Origin of the sequence: Amycolatopsis sp. MtRt-6, assembly GCF_017308975.1 — a bacterium.
Taxonomy (GTDB): domain Bacteria; phylum Actinomycetota; class Actinomycetes; order Mycobacteriales; family Pseudonocardiaceae; genus Amycolatopsis.
On sequence record NZ_JADWPD010000026.1, the window covers coordinates 102875 to 128309 of the forward strand.

Annotated in this window: 22 protein-coding genes; 14 read left to right on the plus strand and 8 right to left on the minus strand. The window is 70.8% G+C overall.

Annotated elements, in window-relative coordinates:
* Positions 1-109: 109 nt before the first annotated feature.
* The 8 genes from I4Q55_RS34760 (at position 110) to I4Q55_RS34795 (ending at position 8698) form a co-directional block, all read left to right on the plus strand.
* Positions 110-1036, plus strand: coding sequence for a TIGR03564 family F420-dependent LLM class oxidoreductase (locus I4Q55_RS34760; protein ID WP_206794167.1), 927 nt, complete (start codon positions 110-112; stop codon positions 1034-1036).
* A 122-nt stretch (positions 1037-1158) separates the two neighbouring features.
* The gene (locus tag I4Q55_RS34765) at positions 1159-2082 is read left to right on the plus strand and encodes an ABC transporter permease (RefSeq protein ID WP_307793395.1); all 924 of its coding nucleotides are present in this window, start codon (positions 1159-1161) and stop codon (positions 2080-2082) included.
* Complete coding sequence (locus tag I4Q55_RS34770; protein ID WP_206794169.1) at positions 2082-3077, plus strand: ABC transporter permease; 996 nt, start codon at positions 2082-2084, stop codon at positions 3075-3077. The genes I4Q55_RS34765 and I4Q55_RS34770 overlap by 1 nt, the downstream gene beginning before the upstream one ends.
* A gap of 10 nt (positions 3078-3087) precedes the next feature.
* Entirely contained in the window at positions 3088-4758 is a 1671-nt protein-coding gene (locus I4Q55_RS34775; protein WP_206794171.1) for an ABC transporter substrate-binding protein, read from the plus strand.
* Positions 4755-6413 (plus strand): ABC transporter ATP-binding protein, encoded by a 1659-nt coding sequence (locus tag I4Q55_RS34780; RefSeq protein WP_206794173.1) that lies wholly within the window; start codon positions 4755-4757, stop codon positions 6411-6413. The genes I4Q55_RS34775 and I4Q55_RS34780 overlap by 4 nt, the downstream gene beginning before the upstream one ends.
* A gap of 156 nt (positions 6414-6569) precedes the next feature.
* Positions 6570-7304 (plus strand): aldo/keto reductase, encoded by a 735-nt coding sequence (locus I4Q55_RS34785; RefSeq protein ID WP_206794175.1) that lies wholly within the window; start codon positions 6570-6572, stop codon positions 7302-7304.
* A 69-nt stretch (positions 7305-7373) separates the two neighbouring features.
* Complete coding sequence (locus tag I4Q55_RS34790; protein WP_206794178.1) at positions 7374-8111, plus strand: alpha/beta hydrolase; 738 nt, start codon at positions 7374-7376, stop codon at positions 8109-8111.
* Positions 8108-8698 carry a TetR/AcrR family transcriptional regulator gene (locus tag I4Q55_RS34795; RefSeq protein WP_206794180.1) on the plus strand — a complete coding sequence of 197 codons (591 nt, stop codon included), beginning with the start codon at positions 8108-8110 and terminating at the stop codon, positions 8696-8698. Before I4Q55_RS34790 ends, I4Q55_RS34795 begins: the two co-directional genes overlap by 4 nt.
* Here I4Q55_RS34795 and I4Q55_RS34800 read toward each other — a convergent pair.
* Together I4Q55_RS34800 and I4Q55_RS34805 are read right to left on the minus strand one after the other, a co-directional pair.
* Complete coding sequence (locus tag I4Q55_RS34800) at positions 8684-11533, minus strand: glycoside hydrolase N-terminal domain-containing protein (protein ID WP_206794182.1); 2850 nt, start codon at positions 11531-11533, stop codon at positions 8684-8686. The genes I4Q55_RS34795 and I4Q55_RS34800 overlap by 15 nt on opposite strands.
* Positions 11534-11548: 15 nt before the next feature.
* Positions 11549-12895, minus strand: a complete 1347-nt coding sequence (locus tag I4Q55_RS34805; protein WP_206794184.1) for an RICIN domain-containing protein — start codon at positions 12893-12895, stop codon at positions 11549-11551.
* Between the two features lie 283 nt (positions 12896-13178).
* On the opposite strand from I4Q55_RS34805, the gene I4Q55_RS34810 reads away from it, so the two are divergent.
* Complete coding sequence (locus I4Q55_RS34810) at positions 13179-15518, plus strand: beta-L-arabinofuranosidase domain-containing protein (RefSeq protein ID WP_206794186.1); 2340 nt, start codon at positions 13179-13181, stop codon at positions 15516-15518.
* Positions 15519-15702: 184 nt separating this feature from the next.
* Here I4Q55_RS34810 and I4Q55_RS34815 read toward each other — a convergent pair whose 3' ends face one another.
* Positions 15703-16353, minus strand: coding sequence for a DUF4230 domain-containing protein (locus I4Q55_RS34815; protein WP_242547325.1), 651 nt, complete (start codon positions 16351-16353; stop codon positions 15703-15705).
* Between the two features lie 71 nt (positions 16354-16424).
* On the opposite strand from I4Q55_RS34815, the gene I4Q55_RS50335 reads away from it, so the two are divergent.
* Positions 16425-16559: a hypothetical protein gene (locus I4Q55_RS50335; protein WP_277992029.1), complete on the plus strand. Its 135-nt coding sequence runs from the start codon at positions 16425-16427 to the stop codon at positions 16557-16559.
* Position 16560: 1 nt separating this feature from the next.
* On the opposite strand, the gene I4Q55_RS34820 is transcribed toward I4Q55_RS50335, so the two are convergent.
* A complete protein-coding gene (locus I4Q55_RS34820; RefSeq protein WP_206794188.1) occupies positions 16561-17133 on the minus strand; it encodes a TetR/AcrR family transcriptional regulator in 573 nt (190 codons plus the stop codon).
* Between the two features lie 128 nt (positions 17134-17261).
* Here I4Q55_RS34820 and I4Q55_RS34825 point away from each other — a divergent pair, with 128 nt between their 5' ends.
* Positions 17262-17813, plus strand: coding sequence for a hypothetical protein (locus I4Q55_RS34825; RefSeq protein WP_206794190.1), 552 nt, complete (start codon positions 17262-17264; stop codon positions 17811-17813).
* Here I4Q55_RS34825 and I4Q55_RS34830 read toward each other — a convergent pair.
* Complete coding sequence (locus I4Q55_RS34830; RefSeq protein ID WP_206794254.1) at positions 17791-19119, minus strand: glycoside hydrolase family 6 protein; 1329 nt, start codon at positions 19117-19119, stop codon at positions 17791-17793. The two genes, I4Q55_RS34825 and I4Q55_RS34830, sit on opposite strands and share 23 nt — an antisense overlap.
* Before the next feature lie 384 nt (positions 19120-19503).
* On the opposite strand from I4Q55_RS34830, the gene I4Q55_RS34835 reads away from it, so the two are divergent.
* On the plus strand, positions 19504-21873 hold the full coding sequence (locus tag I4Q55_RS34835; protein ID WP_206794192.1) for a ricin-type beta-trefoil lectin domain protein: 2370 nt from the start codon (positions 19504-19506) through the stop codon (positions 21871-21873).
* Between the two features lie 115 nt (positions 21874-21988).
* Here I4Q55_RS34835 and I4Q55_RS34840 read toward each other — a convergent pair whose 3' ends face one another.
* Positions 21989-22270: a hypothetical protein gene (locus I4Q55_RS34840; RefSeq protein WP_206794194.1), complete on the minus strand. Its 282-nt coding sequence runs from the start codon at positions 22268-22270 to the stop codon at positions 21989-21991.
* Positions 22271-22428: 158 nt separating this feature from the next.
* On the opposite strand from I4Q55_RS34840, the gene I4Q55_RS34845 reads away from it, so the two are divergent.
* Entirely contained in the window at positions 22429-22683 is a 255-nt protein-coding gene (locus I4Q55_RS34845) for a hypothetical protein (RefSeq protein WP_206794195.1), read from the plus strand.
* A gap of 27 nt (positions 22684-22710) precedes the next feature.
* Here the strand turns inward: I4Q55_RS34845 and I4Q55_RS34850 are convergent, their stop codons facing one another.
* Both I4Q55_RS34850 and I4Q55_RS34855 read right to left on the minus strand, forming a co-directional pair.
* Positions 22711-23493, minus strand: coding sequence for an ABC transporter permease (locus tag I4Q55_RS34850; protein WP_307793396.1), 783 nt, complete (start codon positions 23491-23493; stop codon positions 22711-22713).
* Positions 23486-24451 carry an ATP-binding cassette domain-containing protein gene (locus I4Q55_RS34855; protein WP_206794197.1) on the minus strand — a complete coding sequence of 322 codons (966 nt, stop codon included), beginning with the start codon at positions 24449-24451 and terminating at the stop codon, positions 23486-23488. The genes I4Q55_RS34850 and I4Q55_RS34855 overlap by 8 nt, the downstream gene beginning before the upstream one ends.
* A gap of 102 nt (positions 24452-24553) precedes the next feature.
* Between I4Q55_RS34855 and I4Q55_RS34860 the strand changes: the two genes are divergently transcribed.
* Entirely contained in the window at positions 24554-25408 is an 855-nt protein-coding gene (locus I4Q55_RS34860) for a TetR/AcrR family transcriptional regulator (RefSeq protein WP_206794199.1), read from the plus strand.
* Positions 25409-25435 lie beyond the last annotated feature (27 nt).

The following is a 25435-nucleotide window of genomic DNA, read 5'->3' on the forward strand; positions in this document are numbered from 1 at the left end:
CACTCACCCCCCACCCCACCCCCCCCCCCCCCCCCCCCGGCCGCGGCAGCCCACCCGGCCGTCTCGTCCCGCAGTGAGCCTGATCCCCTCAGCCACCCGAAGGAACACCATGACCATCGGTGCCGCCCTCCCCGCCGGCGACCTGGCCGGAGCCGCCAACAGCGTCGACGCCCTGCTCGCCCAAACCCGCGAGGCCGCGGCCGCCGGCCTGCGCTCCGTCTGGTTCTCCCAGCTCTTCGACCACGACGCCCTCACCCTCGCCGCCCTCGCCGGACGCGAAGTACCCGGCCTCGCCGTCGGCACCGCCGTCGTCCCGCTCTACCCGCGGCACCCCCTCCACCTCGCCGCCCAGGCGCAAACCGCCCAGGCCGCCACCGGTGGGCGGTTCACCCTGGGGCTGGGACTCGGCGTGCCCGGGCTGCTCGAACCCGCCTTCGGCTTCGAATACCCGCCGCCCATCACCTCCCTGCGCGAGTCGCTCACCGTCCTGCGCGACGTCTTCGACGGCCGCCGTCCCGCGTTCGACGGCGAGACCCTCACCGCCTGCCCGCCGCTGCCCACCGCCGTCCCCGGGGGTGGTGACGTCCCGATCGTCGTCGCCGCCATGGGGCCGCGGGCGCTGCGCGTCGCCGGTGAGCTCGCCGACGGCACCCTCCCGTTCCTCGCCGGCCCGCGGGCGCTCGCCGAGCACGTCGTGCCCGCCCTCACCAAGGCCGCCGCGGGGGCCGGGCGGCCCGAACCGCGGGTGATCGCCGCCGTGCCCGCTGTCGTGACCGACGACGCCGACACCGTCCGGCAGGTCGCCGCCGTCCACCTCGGCTACTACGGCGACATCCCGTCCTACCGCCGCATCCTCGACGTCGAAGGCGTCGCCCACGCGGCCGACCTCGCCCTGATCGGCGACGAGCGCACGGTCGAAGCCGGCCTGCGGCGGTACTTCGACGCCGGGGCGACCGAGATCGTCCTCATCCAGTCCGGCATGCGGTCGGCCCGCGAACGGCTGCGCACCTGGCAGGTGGCGGGAAATCTGGCGTAATCGCCCACGAACCGGACGCCGCCGGGAAGTATCGTTCCACATCTTGAGACGGTGGATCGATCACGGCCCGGACTGCCTAAGGTCCCTGATCGTCACTCGATCGGCTGAACCTTGAAGGTGCTGTGTCCGCCCCTGCCCTCCCGCCGCTCGCGGCGCGCTCCCTGCCCGCCGCGGTCTGGCGTGCCGTCCGGTCCGGGCGGTGGACGTCGGTCTGCGCCGTCCTGATCGCCGTCATCGTGCTGCTCGCCGCCGGCGCCGACCTGTTCGCCGGAATCGAAGGGCAGAGCCTCGTCCCGGACATCTCGACGCTCGGCCCGACCGGGCTCCCGGCCGGGGCGCTCGGCGGCGTGAGCGGCGCCCACTGGTTCGGCGTCGAGCCGCTGACCGGCGTCGACCTCTTCGCGCTCGTCGCGCACGGCGCGCGGACGTCGCTGCTCGTCGGGCTCGGCGCCACCGTCCTGGGCACCGCGCTCGGCGTCGTGATCGGCGTCAGCGCCGGCTACCTCGGCGGCTGGTGGGACCGCCTGGTGACCTGGACCGCCGACGTCATCCTCGGCTTCCCGTACCTGATCTTCATGATCGCGCTCGGCGCGGTCCTGCCGGTCGACTTCCCGCGGCAGATCACGCTGATCGTCGTCCTCGGGCTCTTCGGCTGGCCCCGCGTGGCCCGGATCGTCCGCGCCCAGACACTGACGCTGGCCAAGCGCGACTTCGTCGCGGCGGCCAAGGTCATCGGCGGCGGCCCGTGGCACGTGTTCACCAAGGAACTGCTGCCCAACCTGTGGGCGCCGGTCATCGTCGTCGCCAGCCTGTCGATCCCGTCGATGATCGGCAGCGAAGCCGCGCTGTCGTTCCTCGGCGTCGGCGTCCTGCCCCCGACGCCCAGCTGGGGCCGCACCATCAGCACCGCCATCGACTTCTTCGAAACCGACCCGATGTACCTGGTCTTCCCCGGGCTCCTGCTGTTCCTCGTCACGCTGGCCTTCAACGTCGTCGGCGACGCGATCCGCGACGCGCTCGACCCGCGCTCGGGAGGCATGGTCTGATGCGCACCGCCCGCTTCGTCGCCACCCGGTTCGCCGGGATGCTCCTGGTCCTGCTCGTCGTCGCCTTCGTGACGTTCGTCGTGTTCTACATCCTGCCCGCCGACCCGGCCCGGATGGCCTGCGGCCGCCCGTGCACCCCCGAAGGCCTCCAGGTGGCGCGGGAGTTCATGGGCTACGACATCCCCTGGTACGGGCAGTTCTTCGAGTTCCTCGGCGGGATCGTCGGCGGCCGCACGTTCGGCACCGGCGCCGCGGCGATCCACTGCACCGCGCCGTGCTTCGGCTGGGACTTCCAGAACAACGTCGACGTGCTCAGCGAGATCGGCGACCGGATCGAGGTCAGCTTCTCGGTCGCGCTGGGCGCCGCGGCGATCTGGATCGTGTTCGGGGTCGGCCTGGGCGTGCTTTCCGCGCTGCGCCGGGGGACCGCCGCCGACCGGATCACCATGGCCACCGCGATGGCCGGGGTGTCGATGCCCGCCTACCTGGCCGGGATGATCGGCATCACGATCTTCGCCTTCGGCCTCGACGTCGTCCCGAAGTCCGGGTACGTGCCGCTGAGCGAAAATCCCGCCCAGTGGGCGTGGCACCTGGTGCTGCCGTGGTTCGTCCTGGCCTTCCTGCACGCCGCCATCTACGCGCGGCTCACCCGTGGGCAGATGCTGGAAACCCTCGGCGAGGACTACATCCGCACCGCGCGCGCCAAGGGCCTGACCGAACGCAAGGTCGTCGGCCGGCACGCACTGCGCAACGTCCTGCTGCCGGTGATCACGGTGTTCGGCGTCGACCTCGGCTCGCTGCTGGCCGGGACCGTGATCACGGAGCGGATCTTCGGCATGGCCGGCGTCGGGCGGCTGCTCGTCGACGCCATCGCGTCGCTCAACCTGCCGGTGCTGCTGGGCGTGACGCTGTTCTCGGCCCTGCTCGTCACGGTCCTGAACTTCCTGGTCGACCTCTGCTACGGCGCGCTCGATCCGCGAGCGCGTCTCGTCTGAAAGGGACATGATGAAACAGCTGCGGTTCGCCGCGGGGGTGCTCGCCGCCCTCACGCTGCTGACGGCGTGCGGCGCCAACGACACGCCGGCGGGGCAGGGCGGCACCGTCAAACCGGGCGGGAACCTCGTCCTGCTCAACGACGCGCCCTCGATCACGTGGGACCCGGCGAAGAGCTCGAACCTGGTCGTCACCACGCTCGGGCTGATCCACCGGCGGCTGACGTCGTGGGACGTCGCGCCGGGCAAGGACACCACGATCGTGCCCGACCTGGCCACCGACACCGGACGGCCCGGCGACGGCGGTAAGACGTGGACGTTCACCCTCAAGGACGGCCTGAAGTACGCCGACGGCTCGCCGATCAGGAGCGAAGACGTCAAGTGGGGCCTCGAGCGCTCGTTCGCGCCGGCGTTTTCCGGCGGCCTGGCCTACCACAAGGACCTGCTCTCGCCGGGCCTGGCGTACAAGGGTCCGTTCGAGGGCAAGGAACTCGACACGATCCAGACGCCGGACGCGAAGACCATCGTCTTCCACCTGGCCCGCCCCTACGGCGACTTCAACTGGGTCGCCAGCACCCCGGCCTTCTCGCCGGTGCCGAAGGGCAAGGGCGCCGAGGCGAACTACGGTGACCACCCGGTCGCGTCCGGCCCGTACCAGCTGGCGAGTTACGAGCGCGGCAAGTCGGCGAAGCTGACGCGCAACCCGAACTGGAACCGCGACGAGGACAAGACGCGGCTGGCCAACCCGGACACCATCGAGTTCCAGCTCGGCCAGGACACCAGCGTCATCTCCAAGCGCCTGATCGACGACACCGGCACCGACCGCAACGCCTTCGGCATGTCGTTCGCCTCGCCCGCGCAGCTGGCGCAGATCCAGGGCAGCGCGTCGGCGAAGTCCCGGCTGGTGACGTCGGAATCCGGGGCGCTGGCCTACCTTTCGCTGAACACCCAGCGCGGGAACCTGACGAACCCGAAGGTGCGGCAGGCGTTCCAGTACGCCGTCGACAAGGCCGCCTACCAGGTCGCCAGCGCGGGCAGCGCCCAGCTGGCCGGCGACGTCGCCACCACGCTGATCACGCCGGGCCTGCAGGGCCGCGAGCAGTACGACCTGTACCCGGCGCCGCCGTCCGGTGACGTGACGAAGGCCAAGCAGCTGCTGGCCGAAGCGGGCTTCCCGAACGGCATCGACGGTCTCGTGCTGGCCACCCACAACGAGAACGGCTACCCGGAGAAGGCGGCGTCGATCCAGGCGTCGCTGGCCCGTGCGGGCATCAAGGTCACCATCAAGGCGCTCGACGAGGACACCTACACGTCCGAAGTGGACACCAAGGGCCTGTCCGACTACGACCTGACGCTGACGTCGTGGCAGCCGGACATCCCGTCGGCCAACGCGAACATCCAGCCGCTGTTCCAGTCCACCGAGATCGGCAACGGCGGGGTCAACGAGTCGCGGTACGACAATCCCGAGGTCGACAAGCTCATCACCGAGGCACAGGCCACTGTGGACCCGGTCGAGGCGGGCCGGAAGTGGGCGGCGCTGGACAAGAAGATCCTCGCCGACTCGCCGGTGGTGCCGTTGATCTACACCCGCAACTCGTTCCTGCACGGGTCGCAGGTGGGTGACGTCCGGATCGGGCGCTTCCCGGCCTACGTCGACTACCGCAAGTTCGGGATCATCCAGTGAGCGGAGCCGGGCTCCTGCGGCTGCACGACGTCGCGGTCTCGTTCGGGGACGTCGAAGCCGTCCGCGGGGTCGGTTACGAGGTCCGCGAAGGCGAGGTCGTCGCGGTGGTCGGGGAGTCCGGCTCCGGCAAGACGGTCACCGCGATGTCCCTGCTCGGCCTGCTCCCGCCCACGGCCCGCGTGACGGGCCGCGCGGAGCTGGCCGGGCGCGACCTCTACGCGCTGACCCCGGCCGAGCTGCGCGCGGTCCGCGGCGGCGACGTCGGGATGGTGTTCCAGGAGCCGATGAGCGCGCTGAACCCGGTGTTCACCATCGGGGACCAGCTCGTCGAGGCCATCCGGACGCACCAGGCGCTGGCGGCCCCCGCCGCCCGGGAGCGGGCGGTCGAGCTGCTCACCCTGGTCGGGCTGCCGGACCCGCGCGAGCGGTTCCGGTCCTACCCGCACGAGCTGTCCGGCGGGCAGCTGCAGCGCGTCGTCATCGCGATGGCGGTGGCGAACGAGCCCCAGCTGCTGATCGCCGACGAGCCGACGACGGCGCTGGACGTCACCGTGCAGGCGGAGATCCTCGAGCTGCTCCGGGATCTCCGCGAGCGGCTCGGGACGGCGATCCTGCTGATCACGCACGACATGGGCGTGGTCGCCGACCTGGCCGACCGGGTGGTCGTGATGCACGACGGCCGCGTGGTCGAGCAGGGCCCGGTCGAGGAGATCTTCACGGCACCGGCCGAGGACTACACGCGGCAGCTGCTCGGGTCGGTCGTCTCGCTCGGCGGCGCGGTCACCCCGCACGCGGCGTCGTCGATCCCGGACGTCCCGGCGGTGGCTCCGCTGCTGCGCGTGGAGAACCTGTCGGTCACCTACCGCGGCCGGTTCCGCACCCTGTCCGTGCACGCCGCGGCGGGGGTGAACCTGCACGTGGAGCCGGGGGAGGTGCTCGGCCTGGTCGGGGAGTCGGGTTCGGGCAAGAGCACGGTCGCCCGGGCGGTGACGGGGCTGCTCGCGCCGTCGGCCGGTTCGGTGCGCGTCGGGGACGCGGACATCACCCGGGTCCGCGGCCGGGCGGCGAAGGCGTTGCGGCGCCGGATCGGCGTGGTGTTCCAGGACCCGCTGTCGTCGTTGAACCCGCGCACGACGGTGGGCGAGAGCGTCGCGACACCGCTGCGGCTGCACCGCGCGGTCCGGCCGTCCGAAGTGGACGGACGGGTCGCGGAGCTGCTGTCCGCGGTGCAGCTGTCGCCGTCGCTGGCCGCGCGGTACCCGCACGAGCTGTCGGGCGGCCAGCGGCAGCGCGCGTGCATCGCGCGGGCCCTGGCGTTGCGCCCGGACCTGCTGGTGGCCGACGAGCCGACGAGCGCGCTGGACGTGACGATCCAGGCCCGGATCCTGGACCTGCTGCGGGAGCTGCGGCAGGAGTTCGGCTTCGCCTGCCTGTTCATCAGCCACGACCTGGCGGTGATCGAGCAGCTCGCCGACCGGGTGGCGGTGATGCACCAGGGCCGCGTGGTGGAGCAGGGGCCGGCAAAGGAGGTGTTGACGGCACCGGCGCACCCGTACACGCAGAGGTTGCTGTCGGCGGCGCCGGTCGCGGACCCGGAGGCCCAGCGCCGGCGCCGGGAGACCTGGCGGCAGCTGCGCCAAGCCGGCCCGGGGTGATGCGCCCCAAGGTGGCCTTCGGTGGCGCCATCGTCCCGTCGTCCGGGTCCCGTGGGAGTCGGCGGCGGGGTACGTCGGCTGAGAGATCCCGCGGACAGGGCGGTCCGCCGTCGGGGCATTGCGGTGGAGCGCACTCCAGCTCCTAGGTTCGCCGGCGTGCGATACATCAAACTCGGAACGACCGGACTGGAAGTCTCCGCCATCACGCTCGGCTGCATGAGCTTCGGCGAGCCGGACCGGGGCGGCGAGCCCTGGTCGCTGGGCGCGGACGCGAGCCGGGACATCATCAAGCAGGCCCTCGAGGCCGGCGTCAACTTCCTCGACACGGCCAACGGGTACAGCGCCGGAAGCAGCGAAGAGATCGTCGGCCAGGCGGTCAAGGACTTCACCCGGCGCGAGGAGGTCGTTCTCGCCACCAAGGTGTGGATGCGGATGCGCCCCGGCCCGAACGGCGCCGGGCTGTCCCGCAAGGCGATCTTCGCCGAGCTCGACGCTTCCCTGAAGCGACTGGGGACCGACTACATCGACCTGTACCAGATCCACCGCTGGGACTACGGCACCCCGATCGAGGAAACCCTCGAGGCGCTGCACGACGCGGTCAAGTCCGGGAAGGTCCGCTACCTCGGGGCCTCTTCCATGCACGCCTGGCAGTTCGCCAAGGCCCTGTACCTGGCCGACCTGAACGGCTGGACCCGGTTCGTGTCGATGCAGGACCACTACAACCTCATCCACCGGGAGGTGGAGCGGGAGATGCTTCCGCTCTGCGCGGACCAGGGCATCGGCGTGCTCCCGTGGAGCCCGCTGGCGCGGGGCAGGCTGACGCGGGCCCGGGACACCGCCACGGCGCGTGCCGGGAGTCGTTCTACAAGCGCCCGCCGGCGCGGTGAGTGACCCCCTCTCTTTAAGTGGGACAGTGTCCCGTATCGTAATCGGGACAACGTCCCACTTAAGGAGTTCCCCATGGCGATCACCTACGTGCTGGTCCACGGCGCCTGGCACACCGGGCAGTGCTGGGCGCGGGTCGTGCCGCGGCTGGCCGCGAGCGGGCGGCCCGTGTTCACCCCGACGCTCACCGGCTACGGCGAAACCCGGCACCTGCTGAGCCCGGACGTCGGCCTCCGCACGCACACCGCCGACGTCGTGCGGCTGCTGGCCGACGCCGATCTGCGCGATGTCGTCCTCGTCGGGCACAGCTACGCGGGCCTCGTCATCTCCGCGGTCGCCAACGAGGTGCCCGAGCGCATTGCGCGGCTCGTCTACCTCGACGCGATGGTGCCCGTCCACGGGGAAAACGGGATCGACGTCATGCCGATCACGCGCAGTATGCTCGGCACCGGCTGGCGGGTCCCGCCGCTGCCCGAGCTGCCGCCACCCTTCGGCCTGTTCGGGGTGACCGAGCCCGGCGACGTCGCGTGGTTGCGGACCCTGCTCTCCGACCAGCCGATCCGGTGCCTCGAAGAGCCCGTCGCCCTGGACAACCCGGCCGCCGCCGCCATTCCGCGCACGCACATCCACTGCACCGTGAAACCGGCGGGATTCGACCGGCGGCCGGTGCCCGCGCTGCAGCCGAACGGCGAACCCGCGGACGTGCGGGAGCTGGCCGCCGGGCACGACTGCATGATCACCGCGCCGGCGGAGCTGGCCGAGCTGCTGCTCGACGCCCGCGTGCCGGCCGGGGCCGGTAGCATGCGGTCGTGAGCGATTCCCGGACGGCGGCGGGGAAACCGCCGCAGCGTGCCGACGCGCGGCGCAACGCCGGGAACGTCCTCGAGGCGGCGGCGGAGGTGTTCGTGACCTCCGGCGTCGACGCGCCGATCCGGGAGATCGCCGCCCGGGCCGGGGTGGGCACGGCGACCATCTACCGCCACTACCCGACCCGGGCCGACCTGATCCTCGCCGTGTACCGGCTGCAGGTCGAAGCCCTGGCCGAGGCCGGTCCGGCGCTGCTCGCCGACGAGCCGGGGCCGCACCGGGCGCTCGTGCGGTGGATCGACCGGTTCGTCGACTTCGTCGTCACCAAGCAGGGGCTGGCGTCGGTGCTGCAGTCCGACGAACCCTGCTACGACCCGCTGCACGCCTACTTCCTCGAACGCCTCGTCCCCGTGTGCACGCAGCTGCTCGACGCCGCCGCGGCGGCCGGGGAGATCGTCCCCGGCCAGGACGCCCACGAGCTGATGCGCGGCGTCGGCAGCCTCTGCGCCGGCGCGCGGACGGCGGTGCCCTACGACGCGCGGCACCTGGTGCGGCTGCTGATCAACGGCCTGCGCCGATCAGGCCCGCTGTAACTGGAACCGCTGGTTGGCCGCCCCGGTCACCGTCCACTGCGAAATGCGCGTGCCGTCGGCGGTCGAGGCACCCCAGACGTCCATCGCGAGCCCGCTGGCCCGGTTGACCAGGCTCACCACGCCGCCGCCCTGGTCGGTCACCCGCCACTGCTGCGTCGTCGCGCCGGTGTCCGGCTGCTGCGTGATGTCCGCGCCGCTCGCGGTCGAAGCGACCTGGAGCACCAGGCCGCTGGTCCGGGACCGGATGCGGTGGAAGCCGCCGTCCGAGGCCAGGAAGTCGAACTGCTGGTTGAGCGCACCGGTGGCCTGCCACTGGATCAGCGCCGCGCCGGCCGCCGTCGAACCGCCGCTGATGTCGGCCGGCTTGCCGCTGTGCTGGGCGACGAGCCGGTAGTTCACCCCCGGCTCCACCACCGGCGGCGGGCCGCCGAGGGCCGTAACGCGGTAGGTGTGGCCCGCCTGGCCCGCGAACCGGACCAGGTCGGCTTCGACGGACACCGGCTGGACCTTCGTGCCGCTCGTGGTGTCGAGCACCTCGTAGGTCCCGGTGAACAGCCGGCTGCGGACCTTGACGTCGCCGTCGCGGTCCGGCGTGACGGTCAGCTGCGTGGCCGCGCCGGCGCTCCAGGTCGCCCCGACCGTGTAGCCGCCGCGGCCGCGCAGGCCCGTCACGCTGCCGGTCGGCCAGGCGGGCGGCAGCGCGGGCAGGACGTGCAGCTCGCCGTTGTGGCTGTGCAGCAGCAGCTCGGCGATGCCGGACGTCGCGCCGAAGTTGCCGTCGATCTGGAACGGCGGGTGCAGGTCGAACATGTTGGGCGCCAGCCGGTCGGTCCGCACCAGGAGCCGGATCAGGTCGTGCGCCTTGGCGCCCTCCTCCATCCGCGCCCAGTAGTTGATCTTCCACGCGAGCGACCAGCCGGTGCCGTCGTCGCCGCGCAGTTCGAGCGTCCGCCGGGCCGCGGTGAACAGCTGGGGCGTGCCGCGCTTGCTGATCTGGTTGCTGGGGTACAGCCCGTACAGGTGCGAGATGTGCCGGTGCGTCCGCTCGGTCTCCACCCAGTCGTAGAGCCACTCCTGGATGTTCCCGCGCGAGCCGACCTTCATCGGCGCCAGCCGCTGCCGGGCCGCCCTGACCTGGTCGGCGAAGGCGGCGTCCACGCCGAGCACCTGGCACGCGCCCGCGCAGCCGTCGAACAGGTCACGCAGGATCTGCATGTCCATCGTCGGGCCCGCGCACACCGACGCGTTCGTGTGGTGGTTCAGCTCGGGGGAGTTCGACGGGTTGGTGACCAGGTAGCCCAGCGAGGGTTCGGTCACCAGCGTGTCGAGGAAGAACTGGGCGGCGCCCTTCAGCAGCGGGTAGCGGGCGCGCAGGAAGGCGACGTCGCCGGTGAACCGGTAGTGGTCCCAGATCATCGTGGCCAGCCAGGCGCCGCCGGTCTGCCACATGCCGGCCTGCGCGAAGTCCACAATGGAGGATCCGCGCCACCCGTCGGTGTTGTGGTGGGTGACCCAGCCACGGGCGCCGTACTCGACCTGTGCCGTGCGCGCCCCGGTGACCGAGAGGTCGGCGATCATCGCGAACACCGGTTCGTAGCACTCGGCCAGGTTAGTGACGTCGGCCGGCCAGTAGTTCATCGGCAGGTTGGCGTTGAGCGTGTACTTCGACTCCCACGACGGGTTCAGCTGGTCGTTCCAGATGCCCTGCAGGTTGGCCGGTTGCGTGCCCGGCCGGGACGAGGAGATCAGCAGGTAGCGGCCGAACTGGAAGAGGAGGGCGGCGAACTGCGGGTCGCTGACGGTGTTGTGCCGCGCGATCCGGACGTCGGTCGGCTGGTCGGCCGCCGCGGTCCGGCCGAGGTCGAGCGTGACCCGGCCGAACAGCTTCTGGTAGTCGGCCACGTGCCGGCTGCGCAGCGAGTCGTACGACAGGCTCTGCGCGGCCGCCAGCCTCGACCGCGCGATGCCCTGGTAGTCGCCGTTCACCGTGCGGTAGTCGACGTAACTGGTGCCGACCGAGATCAGCAGCGTCACCGCGTTGGCTCCGGACACCCGCAGCGTCCCGCCGGAACTGCTGGTGGTCCCGCCTTCCGCCGTGGCGTTCACCAGGGCGAGGAACCGGACCGAGCCGGCGATGCCACGGCTGTCGCTCGAAACGCCGTCGAGCGCGATCGTGGTGCCGTTCGGGCTGGACGTCGACCCGCGCTGCGGGGTGCCCAGCGACGCCGAGAACGAGATCGAGCCGGGTGTTTCGGCCGTCAACCGCGCGACGATCACCTGGTCCACCGCGCTGGCGAACACTTCACGCCGGTAGCGCACGTTGTTCGCGACGTAGGTGACGACCGTCGTGGCGGTGGTCAGGTCGAGCCACCGCTGGTACGACGACACCCCGCTGTTGCCGGGCAGCGCGAGGCTGAGGGTGCCGACCGGCTGGTACGGCTGCTGGGCGGCCGGGGAGCCGAGCATCTTCTGGTCGATCAGGGACTGCGCCTGCGTCCACTGGTTCGAGAACACCAGCTGCCGGATCTGCGCCAGCGCCGCCGCGCCCTGGGGGTTGCTGTAGTCGTGCGGGCCGCCCGCCCAGACCGTGTCCTCGTTGAGCTGCAGGCGTTCGGTGTCGGTGTTGCCGAACACCATGGCACCCAGCCTGCCGTTGCCGATCGGCAGCGCGCGCAGCCACTCGGTGCCGGCCTGCCTGTCGTACCAGAGCGCCAGGTCGTTCACCGCGCGGACGTCCGCGGGCGCGGCGGAGGCGGGCCGGGCCGTCGCCGTCCACGCGAGGGGCACCAGGGCGGCGCCCAGCTGGATCGCTTGCCGCCGGGTCAGGTCGGGCATCGTCGTCCTCCGCTTTCAGGCGCGCTGGAGCTGGAACCGCTGGTTGGCGCCACCGGAGGCGGCGTACTGCGAAATGCGGGCCCCGTCGGCGGTCGAGGCGCCCCAGACGTCGAGCGCGAGCCCGCTGGCGCGGTTGACCAGGCTCACCGCGCCGCCACCCTGGTCGGTGACCTTCCACTGCTGGGTCGTCGCGTTGGTGTCGGGTTGCTGGGTGACGTCCGCGCCGGAGGCCGTGCTCGCCACCTGCAGGACGAGCCCGCTGTGCCGGGCGCGGATCCGGTAGTAGCCGTCGGTGGTGGCCAGGAAGTCGAACTGCTGGTTCGCCGCGGTGTGCGGCGCCCACTGGATCAGTGCGGCACCCGCCGCGGTGGACGCCCCGCTGATGTCCGCCGACTTGCCGCTGTGCGCGGCCACCAGCGAGTAGTTCACGCCGACCTGCACCGGCGGGGTCGGGTTCGGGTCGCTGCCGCCGAACTGGCTGAAGAACTTCCAGATCTCGGTTTTCGTCCAGCTCCGCGCGCCGCTCTCGCAGCCGGAGCAGCCGTCGACCGGGCCCTGCTGGTGGCCGCCGTCGAACGGCGCCCAGACCACCGGGTAGCCGGCCCGGCAGCCCGAATAGACGGTCAGGTAGTGGGTCCTGCTGCCCACGGCGGGCTCGGGGGCGTTCTGCGGGGTGCAGCCGTTGTTGCGGACGAAGGTGTCCCGCAACCCGCGGCCGGCGCCGATGTTGTCCGACACCCCGTGGATGCCCAGGTACGCGACCGGCTGCGTGCCGCCGCTGCACCCGCTGATCGCGCCGGGGGCGGCGATCGCCGCGACCGCGCGGAAGACGGTCGGCCGGGCGCACGCGAGCGCGTAGCTCATCGCGCCGCCGTAGCTGAAGCCGACGGAGAACAGCTGCGTCGTGTCGACGCAGAGGTCGTTCGTGATCAGCCGGACCATGTCGTCGGTGAACGTCACGTCCTCGCCGCCGGGATTGCCCCAGCCGTTGTTGAGGCCTTGTGGCGCCACGAAGATCGTGGAGTTGCCCGACTGCGACTGCATGCCGTAGTAGGCCCAGGCGTAGCCGTCGCTGCCGCCCCCGGCGACCTGTTCGGCGGTGCCACCGAGCCAGTGGAAGCCGAAGGCCAGCCGGTGCGGCAGGGTGTTGTCGTAGGTGTCGGGGATCTTCAGGATGAAGCTGCGGCTCTTGCCGTTGCTCTGGATGGTGCGTTTCCCGCTGGTGAGCGTGGGATTCTTCCCGCAGCCGGCGCTCGGCGTGCCCGCCGGCGCGGCTTCGGCGGCGGGGGGAGCGGCGCCGACGGCCAGCGCGAGCAGCGCGGTGGTCACGAAGGTCCGGAACAACGAACGGTGCCTGGGCATGCAAACCCCTTCGGCCGACGGGGAAATCCTCGAGACGGCTGCTCAAGGGTGTTTGCGTTGTAGCACGGATTTCGAATGCGCGTCCAGCCGGGAATGAAAATTTCACTTCTGCTGTCGACGCGGGAAATGTTTTGGTGAAAATTCTGTGAAAGCGTTTCCTGGGCCGGCGCGGCGACGGTCGGCCGGACCGGGCCGGCCGCCGGTCCCCGAGGGTCGTGACAAGCGTTGTTGTTAGCGCTAACATGCACGCCGTCCTTCCGTTCACCGACGATCGGAGCACCTGGTGACCTCACCCTTCAGCCGGCGGCGGCTGCTGCAAGCCGCCGGAGCCACCGCCATCGCCTCCGCGGCCGGATCCGCCGCCGGCTGGGCGCCCGCCGCTTCGGCCGCCGCGGCACCCGCCGCCCTGGCCGCCGCGGCGGCCGGGCCGGTCCGCCCGGACCTGGGGGTGTCCGCGTACCCCTTCGAGCTCGGCCAGGTGCGGCTGACCGCGAGCCGGTGGCTGGACAACCAGAACCGCACGCAGAACTACCTGCGGTTCGTCGACGTCAACCGGCTGCTGTACAACTTCCGCGCCAACCACCGGCTCTCCACCGGCGGCGCCGCCACCAACGGCGGCTGGGACGCGCCGGACTTCCCGTTCCGCAGCCACGTCCAGGGCCACTTCCTGACCGCCTGGGCCCAGCTGTGGGCCGTCGCCGGCGACACCGCCTGCCGGGACAAGGCCACGACGATGGTCGCCGAGCTCGCCAAGTGCCAGGCGAACAACGGCGCCGCCGGGTTCGCCGCCGGCTACCTGTCCGGCTTCCCCGAGTCGGACTTCGACAACCTCGAAGCCGGGCGGCTGACGAACGGCAACGTGCCGTACTACTGCATCCACAAGACCATGGCCGGCCTGCTCGACGTGTGGCAGTACATCGGCAGCACGCAGGCCCGGGACGTGCTGCTCAACCTGGCGGGCTGGGTCGACCGGCGGACCGCCCGGCTCAGTGCCGCGCAGATGCAGTCGGTGCTGAAGACCGAGTTCGGCGGCATGAACGCGGTGCTCACCGACCTCTACCAGTTCACCGGCGACGCGCGGTGGCTGACCGCCGCGCAGCGGTTCGACCACGCCGCCGTCTTCGACCCGCTGGCCGCCAACCGCGACGAGCTCAACGGGCTGCACGCCAACACGCAGATCCCCAAGTGGATCGGCGCCGCCCGGGAGTACAAGGCCACCGGCACCACCCGCTACCGCGACATCGCCACGAACGCCTGGAACATCACCGTCGGCGCGCACACCTACGCCATCGGCGGCAACAGCCAGGCCGAGCACTTCCGCGCGCCCAACGCGATCGCCGGCTACCTCAACGCCGACACCTGCGAGAGCTGCAACACCTACAACATGCTCAAGCTGACCCGGGAGCTGTTCGCGCTGTACCCGGACCGCGCCGACCTGGCCGACTACTACGAGCGGGCCCTGCTCAACCAGATGATCGGCCAGCAGAACCCGGCCGACAGCCACGGGCACGTCACGTACTTCAGCTCGCTCAACCCGGGCGGCCGCCGGGGCGTCGGCCCGGCGTGGGGCGGCGGCACCTGGAGCACCGACTACAACTCGTTCTGGTGCTGCCAGGGCAGCGGTATCGAGACCCAGACGAAGCTGGCCGACTCGATCTACTTCTACTCCGGCACGACGTTGATCGTGAACCTGTTCCTGCCCTCGGTGCTCAACTGGACGCAGCGCGGGATCACGGTCACCCAGACGACGTCGTTCCCGGTCGGTGACACGACGACGTTGACCGTGACCGGGAGCGGGACCTGGGCGATGCGGATCCGGATCCCGGGGTGGACCTCCGGGGCGACGATCAGCGTCAACGGGGTTGCGCAGAACGTCGCGACCACTCCGGGTAGCTACGCCACCTTGTCCCGGACCTGGACGTCCGGGGACACCGTCACCGTCCGGTTGCCGATGAAGGTTGCCCTGAAGCCGGCCAACGACAACGCGAACGTCGCCGCTGTCACCTATGGTCCGGTTGTCCTCGCCGGGAACTACGGCTCCAGTACGCTGCCGTCGCTCAACCCCGCTTCGGTCACCCGGACCAGCAGCAGTGCGCTGACCTTCAGTGCCACCGCGAACGGTTCCGCGGTCAATCTGGTTCCTTTCTATGACGCGCAGGGTTTTCCGTACACCGTTTACTGGAACACCGGTGGTGCCGGGGCGACCACCTACCGGCTGGTCAATGTCGGGAGCGGGCTGGTGCTCGGTGTCGAGAACATGTCCACCGCCGATGGGGGATGGGCTCTGCAGTGGTCGGACAGCGGTACCGCCGACCACAACTGGGAGATGATCGCCGACGGGAGTGCCGTGCGGTTCCGGAACGCCCACAGCGGGAAGGTGCTCGGGGTGCTCGACATGTCCACCGCGGACGGGGCTCGGGTGCTTCAGTGGTCGGACAACGGGACCGCTGATCATCGGTGGACGCTTCTCGACCAGGGGGACGGGACCTCGAAGATCCGGAATGTCAACAGCGGGAAGTTGCTGACCATCGCGAACGGGTCTACCGCTGCTGGTGCCTATGCCGTGCAGGGGCCGGACAACGGTGCCGCGGCCAATCGGTGGCGGTTGGTGCGGAACGGCTGAGCTGTGTTTCTCCGCCACCCCGAAGCCCGATTGTGACTACGGCCGGCGGCACCGCGTCAAGGCGGGAAAGCGTGCCTTGACCCGGCACCGCCGGCCGTGTTCTGGCTTCGGATCGGGGTTGCGGGGGGCCTGGGTGCCGCCGTGGCCGGGTCTTGTGGTGACCTCTCGGTTCTCTTTGCGCTGCTCAACCGGTGTCGCTGTCGGCGTACTTGATGGTGATGTTCTTGAAGCCGAGCGACTGCAGGAGGCCGGTCAGCATCGTGCGGGTGTTCCGTTCCGCGTCGGCCTTCAGTGAGCTCTTCGCGGCCGCGGCCTGGATCTGCTTCTGGGCCAGCTCGTACAACGCCTGCTGGGAGTTCGGGTTGCCGTTGAGGAACTCGTTGATCCGGGTGAACAGACCCTGCTGCTGCGCGTACACGTGGGACTCGTGCACGTCGAGCGTCGCCGGTGCCAGTTGCGCGTGCCCCAACGTGATCGTGGCCGACTGGCGGTCGTCGGAGACCTGGACCGCGTTGCCCTTCAGGTGCGAAAAGTCCACGTAGGCGTTGTTCGTGCCGACGCCGATGAACAGGGTGTCGCTGCCCACCAGGAAGCTCGGCAGGATGGAACTGGTCGTGATGTCGACGACCACCTGGAACGAACCGCTGGCCGCCTCGTACCGGGACAGCTCGACGATCGACTGCAGCAGCACCGGGCCGGAGTGCTCCTCGGTCTTCTGGGCGAACGGGTTGCGCAACTGGGGTAACAGGTGCACGGCCGAGGCGACGAGGACCGCCGCGATCAGCACCACCACAGCCGCGGCCAATGCGACGAGCCGTTTGCCCCAAGCTCCCATGCCGGGAGGAATACCCACGCTGTGGCCCGGCCAACCGAGGGGTACGGTCGGGCCGGGCGAAGGGAGACGTCGTGCGCAAGTGGTGGCTGTGGATCCTGCTGGTCGTCCTCGTCATCCTGGTGCTGGGCCTGATCTTCGGCAGCGGCTACCGCCGGGGGACCCCGGTCGGCGCGCCGGCGGGCCCGGTGGTGGTCCGGGCCGCCTGAATCACCGGGTCCGGGCGTCGCGGTAGCTCAGAATGCCTTCCACGCCGCGGAGGAACGTCGCGCAGATCGGGGCCGGGTCGGTGAGGCAGCCCGCGGCCATGGCGCCGTCGCGCAGCATCACGAAGTGCTGGGCCGCCGGCTCCGGGGCGGTCTCGCCCGTTTCGGCGAGCAGTTCCGTGACGGTCTCCAGGAACCACTGCCGGTGCGCCAGCACGGCTTGGTGGACCGGGTGCGCGGGGTCCGGGTACTCCGCGGCGGCGTTGAGGAACGCGCAGCCGCGGAACCCGGGCGCCCGGATGCCGTCGGCGATCGTCGCCGCGACCGCCCGGACGGCGTCGGCGGGTGAGCGGTTCGCCGAGGACGTCCGCGCGGCGGCCACGTCGGCGCGGATCATGCGGTCGGCTTCGGTCAGGTAGGCGACCAGCAGGTCGTCCTTGCTCGGGAAGTGGCGGTAGAGCGTGGCCCGCGTGACGCCCGCTTCGGCGATGACCCGGTCGATACCGACCGAATGCAGGCCCTCGCCGTAGAACAGCCGGCTCGCCGAGGCCAGCAGCCGTGCGCGTGCTTCGGACACTGGACGTCCCACCTCCCGGTTCGCTGATCCGAGCCTAGCAGATAGAACGGTCGGTCTTGACGGCGGTGGCCGCGCGCTGTCATAGTCGTCGGCAACGAGACAGATCGTTCTATCTACCGGGAGAGTGCATGACCACGAACACCGCTCCGGCCGCCGGCGTCGCGGAATCCCTGCGCCGGCTCTACTTCGTCCGGTTCGGCTTCGCCCTCGTCTGGGCGGGCCTGCTCTTCGCGACGGCGTCGAGCCTCGGCCCGGTCGCCATCGCGTTGCTGGTGCTGTACCCGCTGTTCGACGTGGTCGCCGCCGTGCTCGACGCACGTTCGGCGACGGCCGGCAAGCCGATCGCGGCGCTCTATCTGAACGTCGCGATCAGCCTGCTCGCCGCCGCCGGCCTGGCCGTCGCCGCCGCGTCCGGGATCCCGGACGTCCTGCGGGTGTGGGGCGGCTGGGCGATCGTGGCCGGTCTCGTCCAGCTCTTCGTGGGCGCCGCCCGGCGTGGCCTCGGCGGCCAGTGGCCGATGATCCTCAGTGGCTCGATCTCCGTCGTGGCCGGCACTTCCTTCATCATTCAGGCCACAATGGACGGTGCGTCGCTGACGGCACTGGCCGGCTATGCCACGCTGGGCGGCGTCTTCTTCCTCGTCTCCGCGCTGCGGCTCAGGAGCAGGACGTCCCGTTGAGCGTCGGCTCCTGGAACGGCGGCGTGCCGCCGTTGTAGTTCGCGTTGTAGCCGAGCGTGGTCGTCGCGTTCGTGCCCAGGCTGCCGTTCCACGACGCGTTGCCGACCGTGACGACGTCGCCGCCGTCGCTCCAGGTCCCGTTCCAGCCGTTGGTGACGGTCACGCCGGGCGCGGAGAACTTCAGTGTCCAGTTGCTGAGGGCCGCACCGCGGTTCTCGATGACGATTTCGCCGGTGTACCCGGTCGGCCAGCTGCTGACCACCCGGTGCGTGACCTTGCAGCCGCCGGTCGGCTGCGGGGTCGTGGTGGTCGGCGTCGTCGGCGTGGTGGGCGTCGTCGGCGTCGTCGGGGTGGTGGTCGGGACCGGCCCGGCCGCGATGGCGAGGTCGTAGGCCCGCTGGGGCACGAACTGGCCGGCCGTGGCGATGCAGCCGTCCGCCTCACCCGGCGGCTTGACCCACAGGAACGCGTCGATCTGGCCGTCCCCGGTCTGGTTGGTGCTCGGGGTGCCGATCGCGCGCCCGGCCGGGTCGCACCACTCGCTGCCCAGCGGCCCGTTGCCGTTGCGGCTCGTGTCGACCACCGCTTTCAGCCGGGAGTCGCCGAGCTGGCCGAGGATCGCCTTGGCGTAGGCGACTTCGTCGGCGGTCGAGCGGTAGTTGGACACGTTGGTGGAGATGCCGTCGGCGCTGTTGGAGATGTCCGCGGCCCGCAGCCGTGCCGCCGCCTCGCCGGGCGCCAGCCAGGCGGAGTGCCCGATGTCGAAGTACACCTTCGCCTGGCTCGAGCCCGCCTTGAGCTTCTTGCCCGCGTACGCCATCGACGCCGTGGTCTGACGCTGCTGGTCGCTGTTCTGGCAGCTCGTCATCAGGGGCAGCACGTCGGGCTCGAGCACGATGGCCGCGGGGCGGCCCGCCAGGCCGGCCGCCACCTGGTCGATCCAGGCGCGGTAGGCGTCGTGCGACGGCGCGCCGCCGCTGCTCGCGCCGCCGCAGTCGCGGTTGGGGATGTCGTAGACCACCATGATCGGGATCTTGCCCGCGGCCGCCGCCGCGCTGGTGTAGGCGTCCACCTCGCCGCGCACCGTGGACGTGTTCGTGGTGGTGAACCACCGCCCCTGCGGGACCGCGGCGATGCGGTCGCGGATCACCGCGGTGCGCGAGTCGCCCGGGTTCGCCGCGACCCACTTGGCCGCGTTGGTGGTCGGGTCGGTGTAGTACGCCGAGGCGGCGGCCTGCGCGCCGGTCCACGTCGTCATGGCGACGACGCCGGTCACGGCCACGGCGGCGAGCCCGCCGGCGGCCACTGTCCTGCTTCGCATGCACGTTCTCCTTCGAACGAGGGGCGCCGGAAACACTGCCTGGGAGCGCTCCCAGCAATCGGAGACTGTAGCCGGGGAAGGCGGTCCGGGAAAGGGGTCACGGCTGTTGTGCTCGCTCGCCGACGCGAAAATTACATTTGCGCGATGCGTTGTTGCACGGCCGTGAAACCTCGCTGAGCAGCGAGGATGCTCTTCCGGCGAAGGATGCGATGCGTTGTTTCGTAAAGTGCGGCTGCCGGGTGGGGCCGGCAGTTTGTTCGGGGCAAGGGTGACTGTTAGCGTTAACGCCCGGTGTGTTCGCCGCCGGCCGATTGTTGCGCCGGCAGGCCCGAGAGTTTCGCCGCCCCTTCGTCGGAAGCGAGGACAACCATGTTCCGGAGCGCGGGAGCCGTGGCCGCGGCGGTGCTCTTGGCCGCCGGCGTCGTCGCCGCGGCGCCGCCCGCCCAGGCCGCCACCTCGATCACGATCAACGGCGGTTCGGGCGGGCGCACATTCGACGGCGTCGGCGCGGTCAGCGGCGGCGGTGGCAACAGCCGGCTGCTGATCGACTACCCCGAGCCGCAACGCGGTCAGATCCTCGACTACCTGTTCAAGCCCGGTTACGGCGCCGCGCTGCAGATCCTCAAGGTGGAGATGGGCGGGGACACCAACTCCACCAGCGGCGCGGAGCCCAGCCACGCCCACTTCCGCGGCGACCTCGACTGCAACCGCGGCTACGAGTGGTGGATCATGGAACAGGCCAAGGCGCGCAACCCCGGCATCAAGCTCGTGGGCCTGCCCTGGGGCGCGCCGGGCTGGATCGGCAACGGCACCTTCTTCTCCAACGACCTCACCGGCTACTACCTGTCGTGGCTGGGGTGCGCCAAGCAGCACGGGCTGACCATCGACTACATCACGACCGTGCAGAACGAGAAGCAGTGGAGCGCGGACTGGACCGTCACCATGCGGAACGCGCTCAACGCCAACGGGTACAGCGCCGTCAAGGTCATCTCCGGCGACTCGTGGCCGGGGGACTGGGGTCCCGCGAGCGCGATCCCGACCAACACGGCCTACCGCAACGCGACCGACGTGCTCAGCGCCCACTACACGTGCGGCTACCTCAGCGCGCAGACGTCGTGCACGGTCCCGGCGAACGTCATCAACACCGGCAAGACGCTGTGGTCCAGCGAAAACGGCTCCCAGGACTACAACGACGGCGCCAAGCCGCTGGCCCGCGGCATCAACCGCGTCTACCTCGACGGCAAGATGACCGCCTACCTCAACTGGGACCTGATCGCCGCGACCACGCCGAACATCCCCTGGCCGACCGTGGGGCTGATCCTGGCCAACCAGCCGTGGTCGGGCTGGTACTCGGTCGGCAAGGACGCGTGGGCGCTGGCGCACACGACGCAGTTCACCGCGCCCGGCTGGAAGTACCTCGACTCGTCCAGCGGCTACCTGGGCGGGAACCGCGCCAACGGCAGCTACGTCTCGCTGAAGTCGCCGAACAACACCGACTACAGCACGATCGTCGAGACGATGGACGCCACGTCGGCCCAGACGCTGAACCTGAACGTCACCGGCGGGCTGTCCACCGGCCCGGTGCACGTGTGGGCGACCAACCTGAACTCGAACAACCCGGCCGACCACTTCGTCCGCGGCGCCGACATCACCCCGTCCGGCGGGGCCTTCTCCTTCACCGCCCAGCCCGGCTACCAGTACACCTTCACGACCACCACCGGGCAGGGCAAGGGCACCGCGACGAGCCCGCCGCAGGGCTCGCTGAACCTGCCCTACGGCGACGACTTCGACGGGTACGCGACGGGCAAGGAAGCCAAGTACCTGATGGACATGGAGGGCGCCTTCGAGACCGCTGCCTGCGGGGGCGGCCGCGCGGGCACGTGCGTGCGCCAGGCCGCGACGCAGAAGACGATCCCGTGGAAGAAGTTCGTCGATCCGTACGCGCTGCTGGGCAACGTCGCCTGGAGCAACTACACGCTCAACGTGGACGTGCTGCTGGAGAAGGCCGGGTACGTCGAGCTGATCGGCCACGCCGGCTCGCAGGACACCGGCAACCAGGGCGCCATGAACGCCTACTACCTGCGGGTGAGCGACACCGGTGCCTGGTCGATCCGCCGCAACAACACGAGCCAGCAGATCACGACGCTGCGCAGCGGGACGACGGCCGCGCTCGGCACCGGCAGCTGGCACAAGCTGTCACTGGGTTTCTCCGGCAGCACGATCACCGCGGCCGTCGACGGCACGGTGCTCGGCACGGTCACCGACGGCACGTTCCCGGCCGGCCAGGTCGGGATCGGCACGAGCGTGGGCGAGACCGCGCAGTTCGACAACCTCGCCGTCACGGGGACGGGCGGCGGCACGACGTCGGTGCTGCGCAACACCGGTTCCGGCCGCTGCCTCGACGTCCCGAACGTGTCCCAGACGAACGGCACCCAGGTGACGCTGTGGGACTGCAACGGCGGCGGCAACCAGCAGTGGACGCTGACCTCCGGGAAGCAGCTGCTGGTGTACGGCAGCAAGTGCCTCGACGCCGAGGGCGCGGCCACGACGGCGGGCACCAAGGCGATCATCTGGGACTGCACGGGCGGCACCAACCAGCAGTGGAACACGGCCGCCGACGGGACGATCACGGGGGTCCAATCAGGACTGTGCCTGACGCCGGGCGGAAACGGGAACAGCGCACCGGTGACCCTGCAGGCGTGTACGGGCGGAAGCGGCCAGAAATGGACGCGAGGCTGACTCGCCCGGCGATTTCCGCACATTGCCGAACCCTTGTTCCGCTATCTGCGGATAGCGGAACAAGGGTTGCCGGAACGGGTGCACCCACCACCCGCACCGGCAGCCCCGGGCAGGGTCAGCGCGCGGCGCGGGCCGCCGTGGTCCGCAGCCCGACCATGCCGTCCGAAGACATGTCACGCAGGTCTCCCAGCCCGGCGAGCACCTCGGGAGTTTCCTGGACACAGCCGTGGTTCTTGCAGTTCACGTGCCCGTAGTAGTAGCCCGCGGCCCCGCCGATGATGCCCGCGGCGGCGACGATCCAGCAGGTGCAGAGCGTCGGCAGCATGACCTCGGCCTCTGCCCGGAGCGGTTGCAGATCGCCCGAAACGAGCGTGGCGACGGATTCGACTCGGTTCACTTTTCCTCCTCGGGCCGCGTGGAGCGTCCACGTCGCAGGCAATGGTAGGCGGCCGATCGAGAGTGCGACTCCTCACGTTGGCTGATGTTTCCCGCGATGACGCCGAGGTAACGTGCCCGTGAACGCCGTCGTTCGCACAGTACGAAAGCAGGTCCGAAATGAACGTCGTCGAAAAGGCCATGAACCGCGACGCACCGGCCGCCTGGCAGGAAGCCCAGTACCCCCCGCTCTGCAACGCCTTCTTCCACATAGCCACCATCGGCCTGGGCGCCTTCGCGGCCACCTACAACCTGTGCAAAGCGGCCTACCACAACGGCGGCCACCTGGACACACCGGACATTCTCGTGGACGAGGCCGCCGGGTTCTCCGCCGACGCTCTCGTCCACGCCCGGACCACCGCACTGCTCCGCTGAGGCAAGTTCGAAGCGCCGGACGGCTCCTCACGCCGTCCGGCGCTTGAACAGGCGGCCGGTCGCCGCGACCGACACGGCGAGGATGCCGGCGCACCACGCGAGGGCGAGCCAGGCGCTGTTCCCGACCGGGGTGCCGAGCAGGAAGCCGCGCAGTGCCTCGATCAACGGCGTGAACGGCTGGTTCTCCGCGAACCCGTGGATCCACGCCGGCATCGTGTTCACCGGCACGAACGCGCTGCTCGGGTACGGCAGGAACATCACGAAGAACGTGAAGCCGTTCGCCGCCTCCGGGGTTTTCGCCAGCAGGCCGACCGCGGCGGACGCCCACGACAGCGCCAGGATCGCGGCCAGCAGCAGCCCGGCGGCCGCCAGCCAGTCCACAAAGGACGCCGAAGGCCGGAAGCCGATCAGGAACGCGACGCCGAGCACCAGCACGGTCGAGACGAGGTTGCGGGCGGTGCTCGCGGCGACGTGCCCGCCGAGCACGGCCGCGCCCCGCACGTCCATCGACCGGAACCGGTCCATGATCCCGCTGGTCATGTCGTTCGTGACGGCCACCGCGGTGAGCGAGGCGCCGAACGACGCGCACAGCATGATCACCCCGGGCACGACGTACGTCACGTACTCGGTGCCGGTCCGGATCGCGCCGCCGAACAGGTAGACGAACAGCAGCATCAGCATGATCGGCAGGGCGAGCGAGGTGATCAGCGCGTCGCCGTTGCGGATCGTCAACGTGGTCGCCCGGCGGGCCAGCACACCGAGGTCGCCCAGCGGCGAGGCGGGACGGGTGGCGGAGAGCGTGTCAGACACCGGCTCGCTCCTTGTCGTGGGTGGTGGTCGCGTGCCCGGTCAGCGCCAGGAACACGTCGTCGAGGGTCGCGGAGTGCACGGCGAACCGGTGTACCGCGGTCCGGTCCGGGTCGAGCGCGTCGAGCAGGGCGCGGACGTGCCCGGCGGTGCCGTCGGTCGCGACCGACAGCGAGAGCCGCTCGCGGTCGGGCAGCAGCGCCCGGTCGCGCAGGTGGGCGGCGAGCGTGTCGAACGCGGCCCGGTCGGTGAGCGTCAGGTCGAGCCGGTGGCCTGACACCCGCTGCTTGAGCTGCGCCGCGGTGCCTTCCGCGACGATCCGGCCGCCGTCGACGAGTGCGATCCGGCCGGCCAGCTTGTCGGCCTCTTCCAGGTACTGCGTCGTGAGGAAGATCGTGACGCCGGAGCGCGCGAGCTCGGCGAGCACGGTCCACATCGCGGCCCGGCTGCGCGGGTCGAGGCCGGTGGTGGGCTCGTCGAGGAAGATCACCGCGGGCGCCGCGATCAGGCTCGCGGCCAGGTCGAGGCGCCGGCGCATGCCACCCGAGTAGGTGCCGGTGCGCCGCGTGCCCGCTTCGGTCAGGTCGAACTGCTCCAGCAGCTCGGCGGCGCGGCGGGTGGCGGCGCGCCGGGACAGGCGGCAGAGCCTGCCCAGCATCACCAGGTTCTCCGCGCCGGTCTGCGCCTCGTCGAGCGCGGTGTCCTGACCGGTGAGGCTGATGCTGCGGCGCACCAGCCCGCGCTCCCGCACCACGTCGTGCCCGGCGACCCGCGCCGAGCCGGCGTCGGGGCTGGTCAGGGTGGTCAGGATGCGCACGGTGGTGGTCTTGCCGGCACCGTTCGGGCCGAGCAGCGCGAACACGCTGCCAGGTGGGACGTGCAGGTCGATGCCGGTGAGGACCGGCACCGGACCGTAGGACTTCGTGAGGCCGGTAGCCTCGATCGCTGGTTCGCCGGACATGGTTCCCCCTGGGAGTCGGCGGGCTTACTGCGTACGGCATAAACTCTACTGCGTAGGGTGTAAACAGTGAATCAGGGTTTTCCCTGAGGCGAGGTCAGGGTGATGAGCGGCGACAACGCGGAGACCGGGCTCCCGGCCAGTTTCGAGCTGGTCTGGGGCGTGCGCGACCGGCCGGCCAAGGGGCCCAAGCGCGGGCTGTCGCTCGAGCAGATCGTCGAGGCGGCCATCGACGTCGCCGACGCCGAGGGCATCGGCGGGGTCTCCATGAGCCGGGTCGCGAAGGAGCTCGGCGCCTCGGCCATGTCGCTCTACCGCTACGTCGGCTCGAAGGACGAGCTGCTCGCGCTCATGATCGACGGCGCGTTCGGCCGGCTCGACATCGCCGAGCCCGCCGAAGGCACGTGGCGCGAGCGGCTCGAGCGCTGGGCCGAGATCGAGCTCACCGGCTACCGCCGGTTCCCGTGGGTGCTGCGCATCCCGATCGCCGGCGCGCCGATCATGCCGAACCAGCTGCGGTTCCTCGAATGGGGACTGCGAACCCTCGGCGGCACCGGGCTCGCGGAGGAGGACAAGCTTTCGTCGGTCCTGCTCGTCACCAGCTTCACCCGCAGCTTCGCCATGCTGAGCAGCGACCTCGCGGCGGCGTCGGAGTCGGCGGACCCGACGGCCCGCGCGATGCCGAAGTACGGCGAGCTGATCAAGAAGCTGACCACCCGGGCGGAGTTCCCCGCCCTGCACGCGGTGGTCGACGCGGGCACGTTCGACGACGACGGCGAGTTCGACGGTCTCGACCACGACTTCCGGTTCGGGCTCGAGCGCGTGCTCGACGGCATCGGGAAACTCGTCGACCGGGTCAGCCGGCGGGCCGGGATCGGGGACCTCACCCGTAATCGAGCAGGCATCTCGCGTGATCAGAGGGGCATCTCGCGTGATCAGAGGGGCATCTCGCGTGATTGAAGGGGCATCACGGGTGATGCCCCTCCC

What these genes read in the sequence shown, in the direction of transcription:
- I4Q55_RS34760 (WP_206794167.1), top strand. Translation starts at nt 110, where the DNA reads ATGACCATCGGTGCCGCCCTCCCCGCCGGCGACCTGGCCGGAGCCGCC.
- I4Q55_RS34770 (WP_206794169.1), top strand. Translation starts at nt 2,082, where the DNA reads ATGCGCACCGCCCGCTTCGTCGCCACCCGGTTCGCCGGGATGCTCCTG.
- I4Q55_RS34775 (WP_206794171.1), top strand. Translation starts at nt 3,088, where the DNA reads ATGAAACAGCTGCGGTTCGCCGCGGGGGTGCTCGCCGCCCTCACGCTG.
- I4Q55_RS34790 (WP_206794178.1), top strand. Translation starts at nt 7,374, where the DNA reads ATGGCGATCACCTACGTGCTGGTCCACGGCGCCTGGCACACCGGGCAG.
- I4Q55_RS34800 (WP_206794182.1), bottom strand. Translation starts at nt 11,533, where the DNA reads ATGCCCGACCTGACCCGGCGGCAAGCGATCCAGCTGGGCGCCGCCCTG.
- I4Q55_RS34805 (WP_206794184.1), bottom strand. Translation starts at nt 12,895, where the DNA reads ATGCCCAGGCACCGTTCGTTGTTCCGGACCTTCGTGACCACCGCGCTG.
- I4Q55_RS34815 (WP_242547325.1), bottom strand. Translation starts at nt 16,353, where the DNA reads ATGGGAGCTTGGGGCAAACGGCTCGTCGCATTGGCCGCGGCTGTGGTG.
- I4Q55_RS34825 (WP_206794190.1), top strand. Translation starts at nt 17,262, where the DNA reads ATGACCACGAACACCGCTCCGGCCGCCGGCGTCGCGGAATCCCTGCGC.
- I4Q55_RS34835 (WP_206794192.1), top strand. Translation starts at nt 19,504, where the DNA reads ATGTTCCGGAGCGCGGGAGCCGTGGCCGCGGCGGTGCTCTTGGCCGCC.
- I4Q55_RS34845 (WP_206794195.1), top strand. Translation starts at nt 22,429, where the DNA reads ATGAACGTCGTCGAAAAGGCCATGAACCGCGACGCACCGGCCGCCTGG.
- I4Q55_RS34855 (WP_206794197.1), bottom strand. Translation starts at nt 24,451, where the DNA reads ATGTCCGGCGAACCAGCGATCGAGGCTACCGGCCTCACGAAGTCCTAC.
- I4Q55_RS34860 (WP_206794199.1), top strand. Translation starts at nt 24,554, where the DNA reads ATGAGCGGCGACAACGCGGAGACCGGGCTCCCGGCCAGTTTCGAGCTG.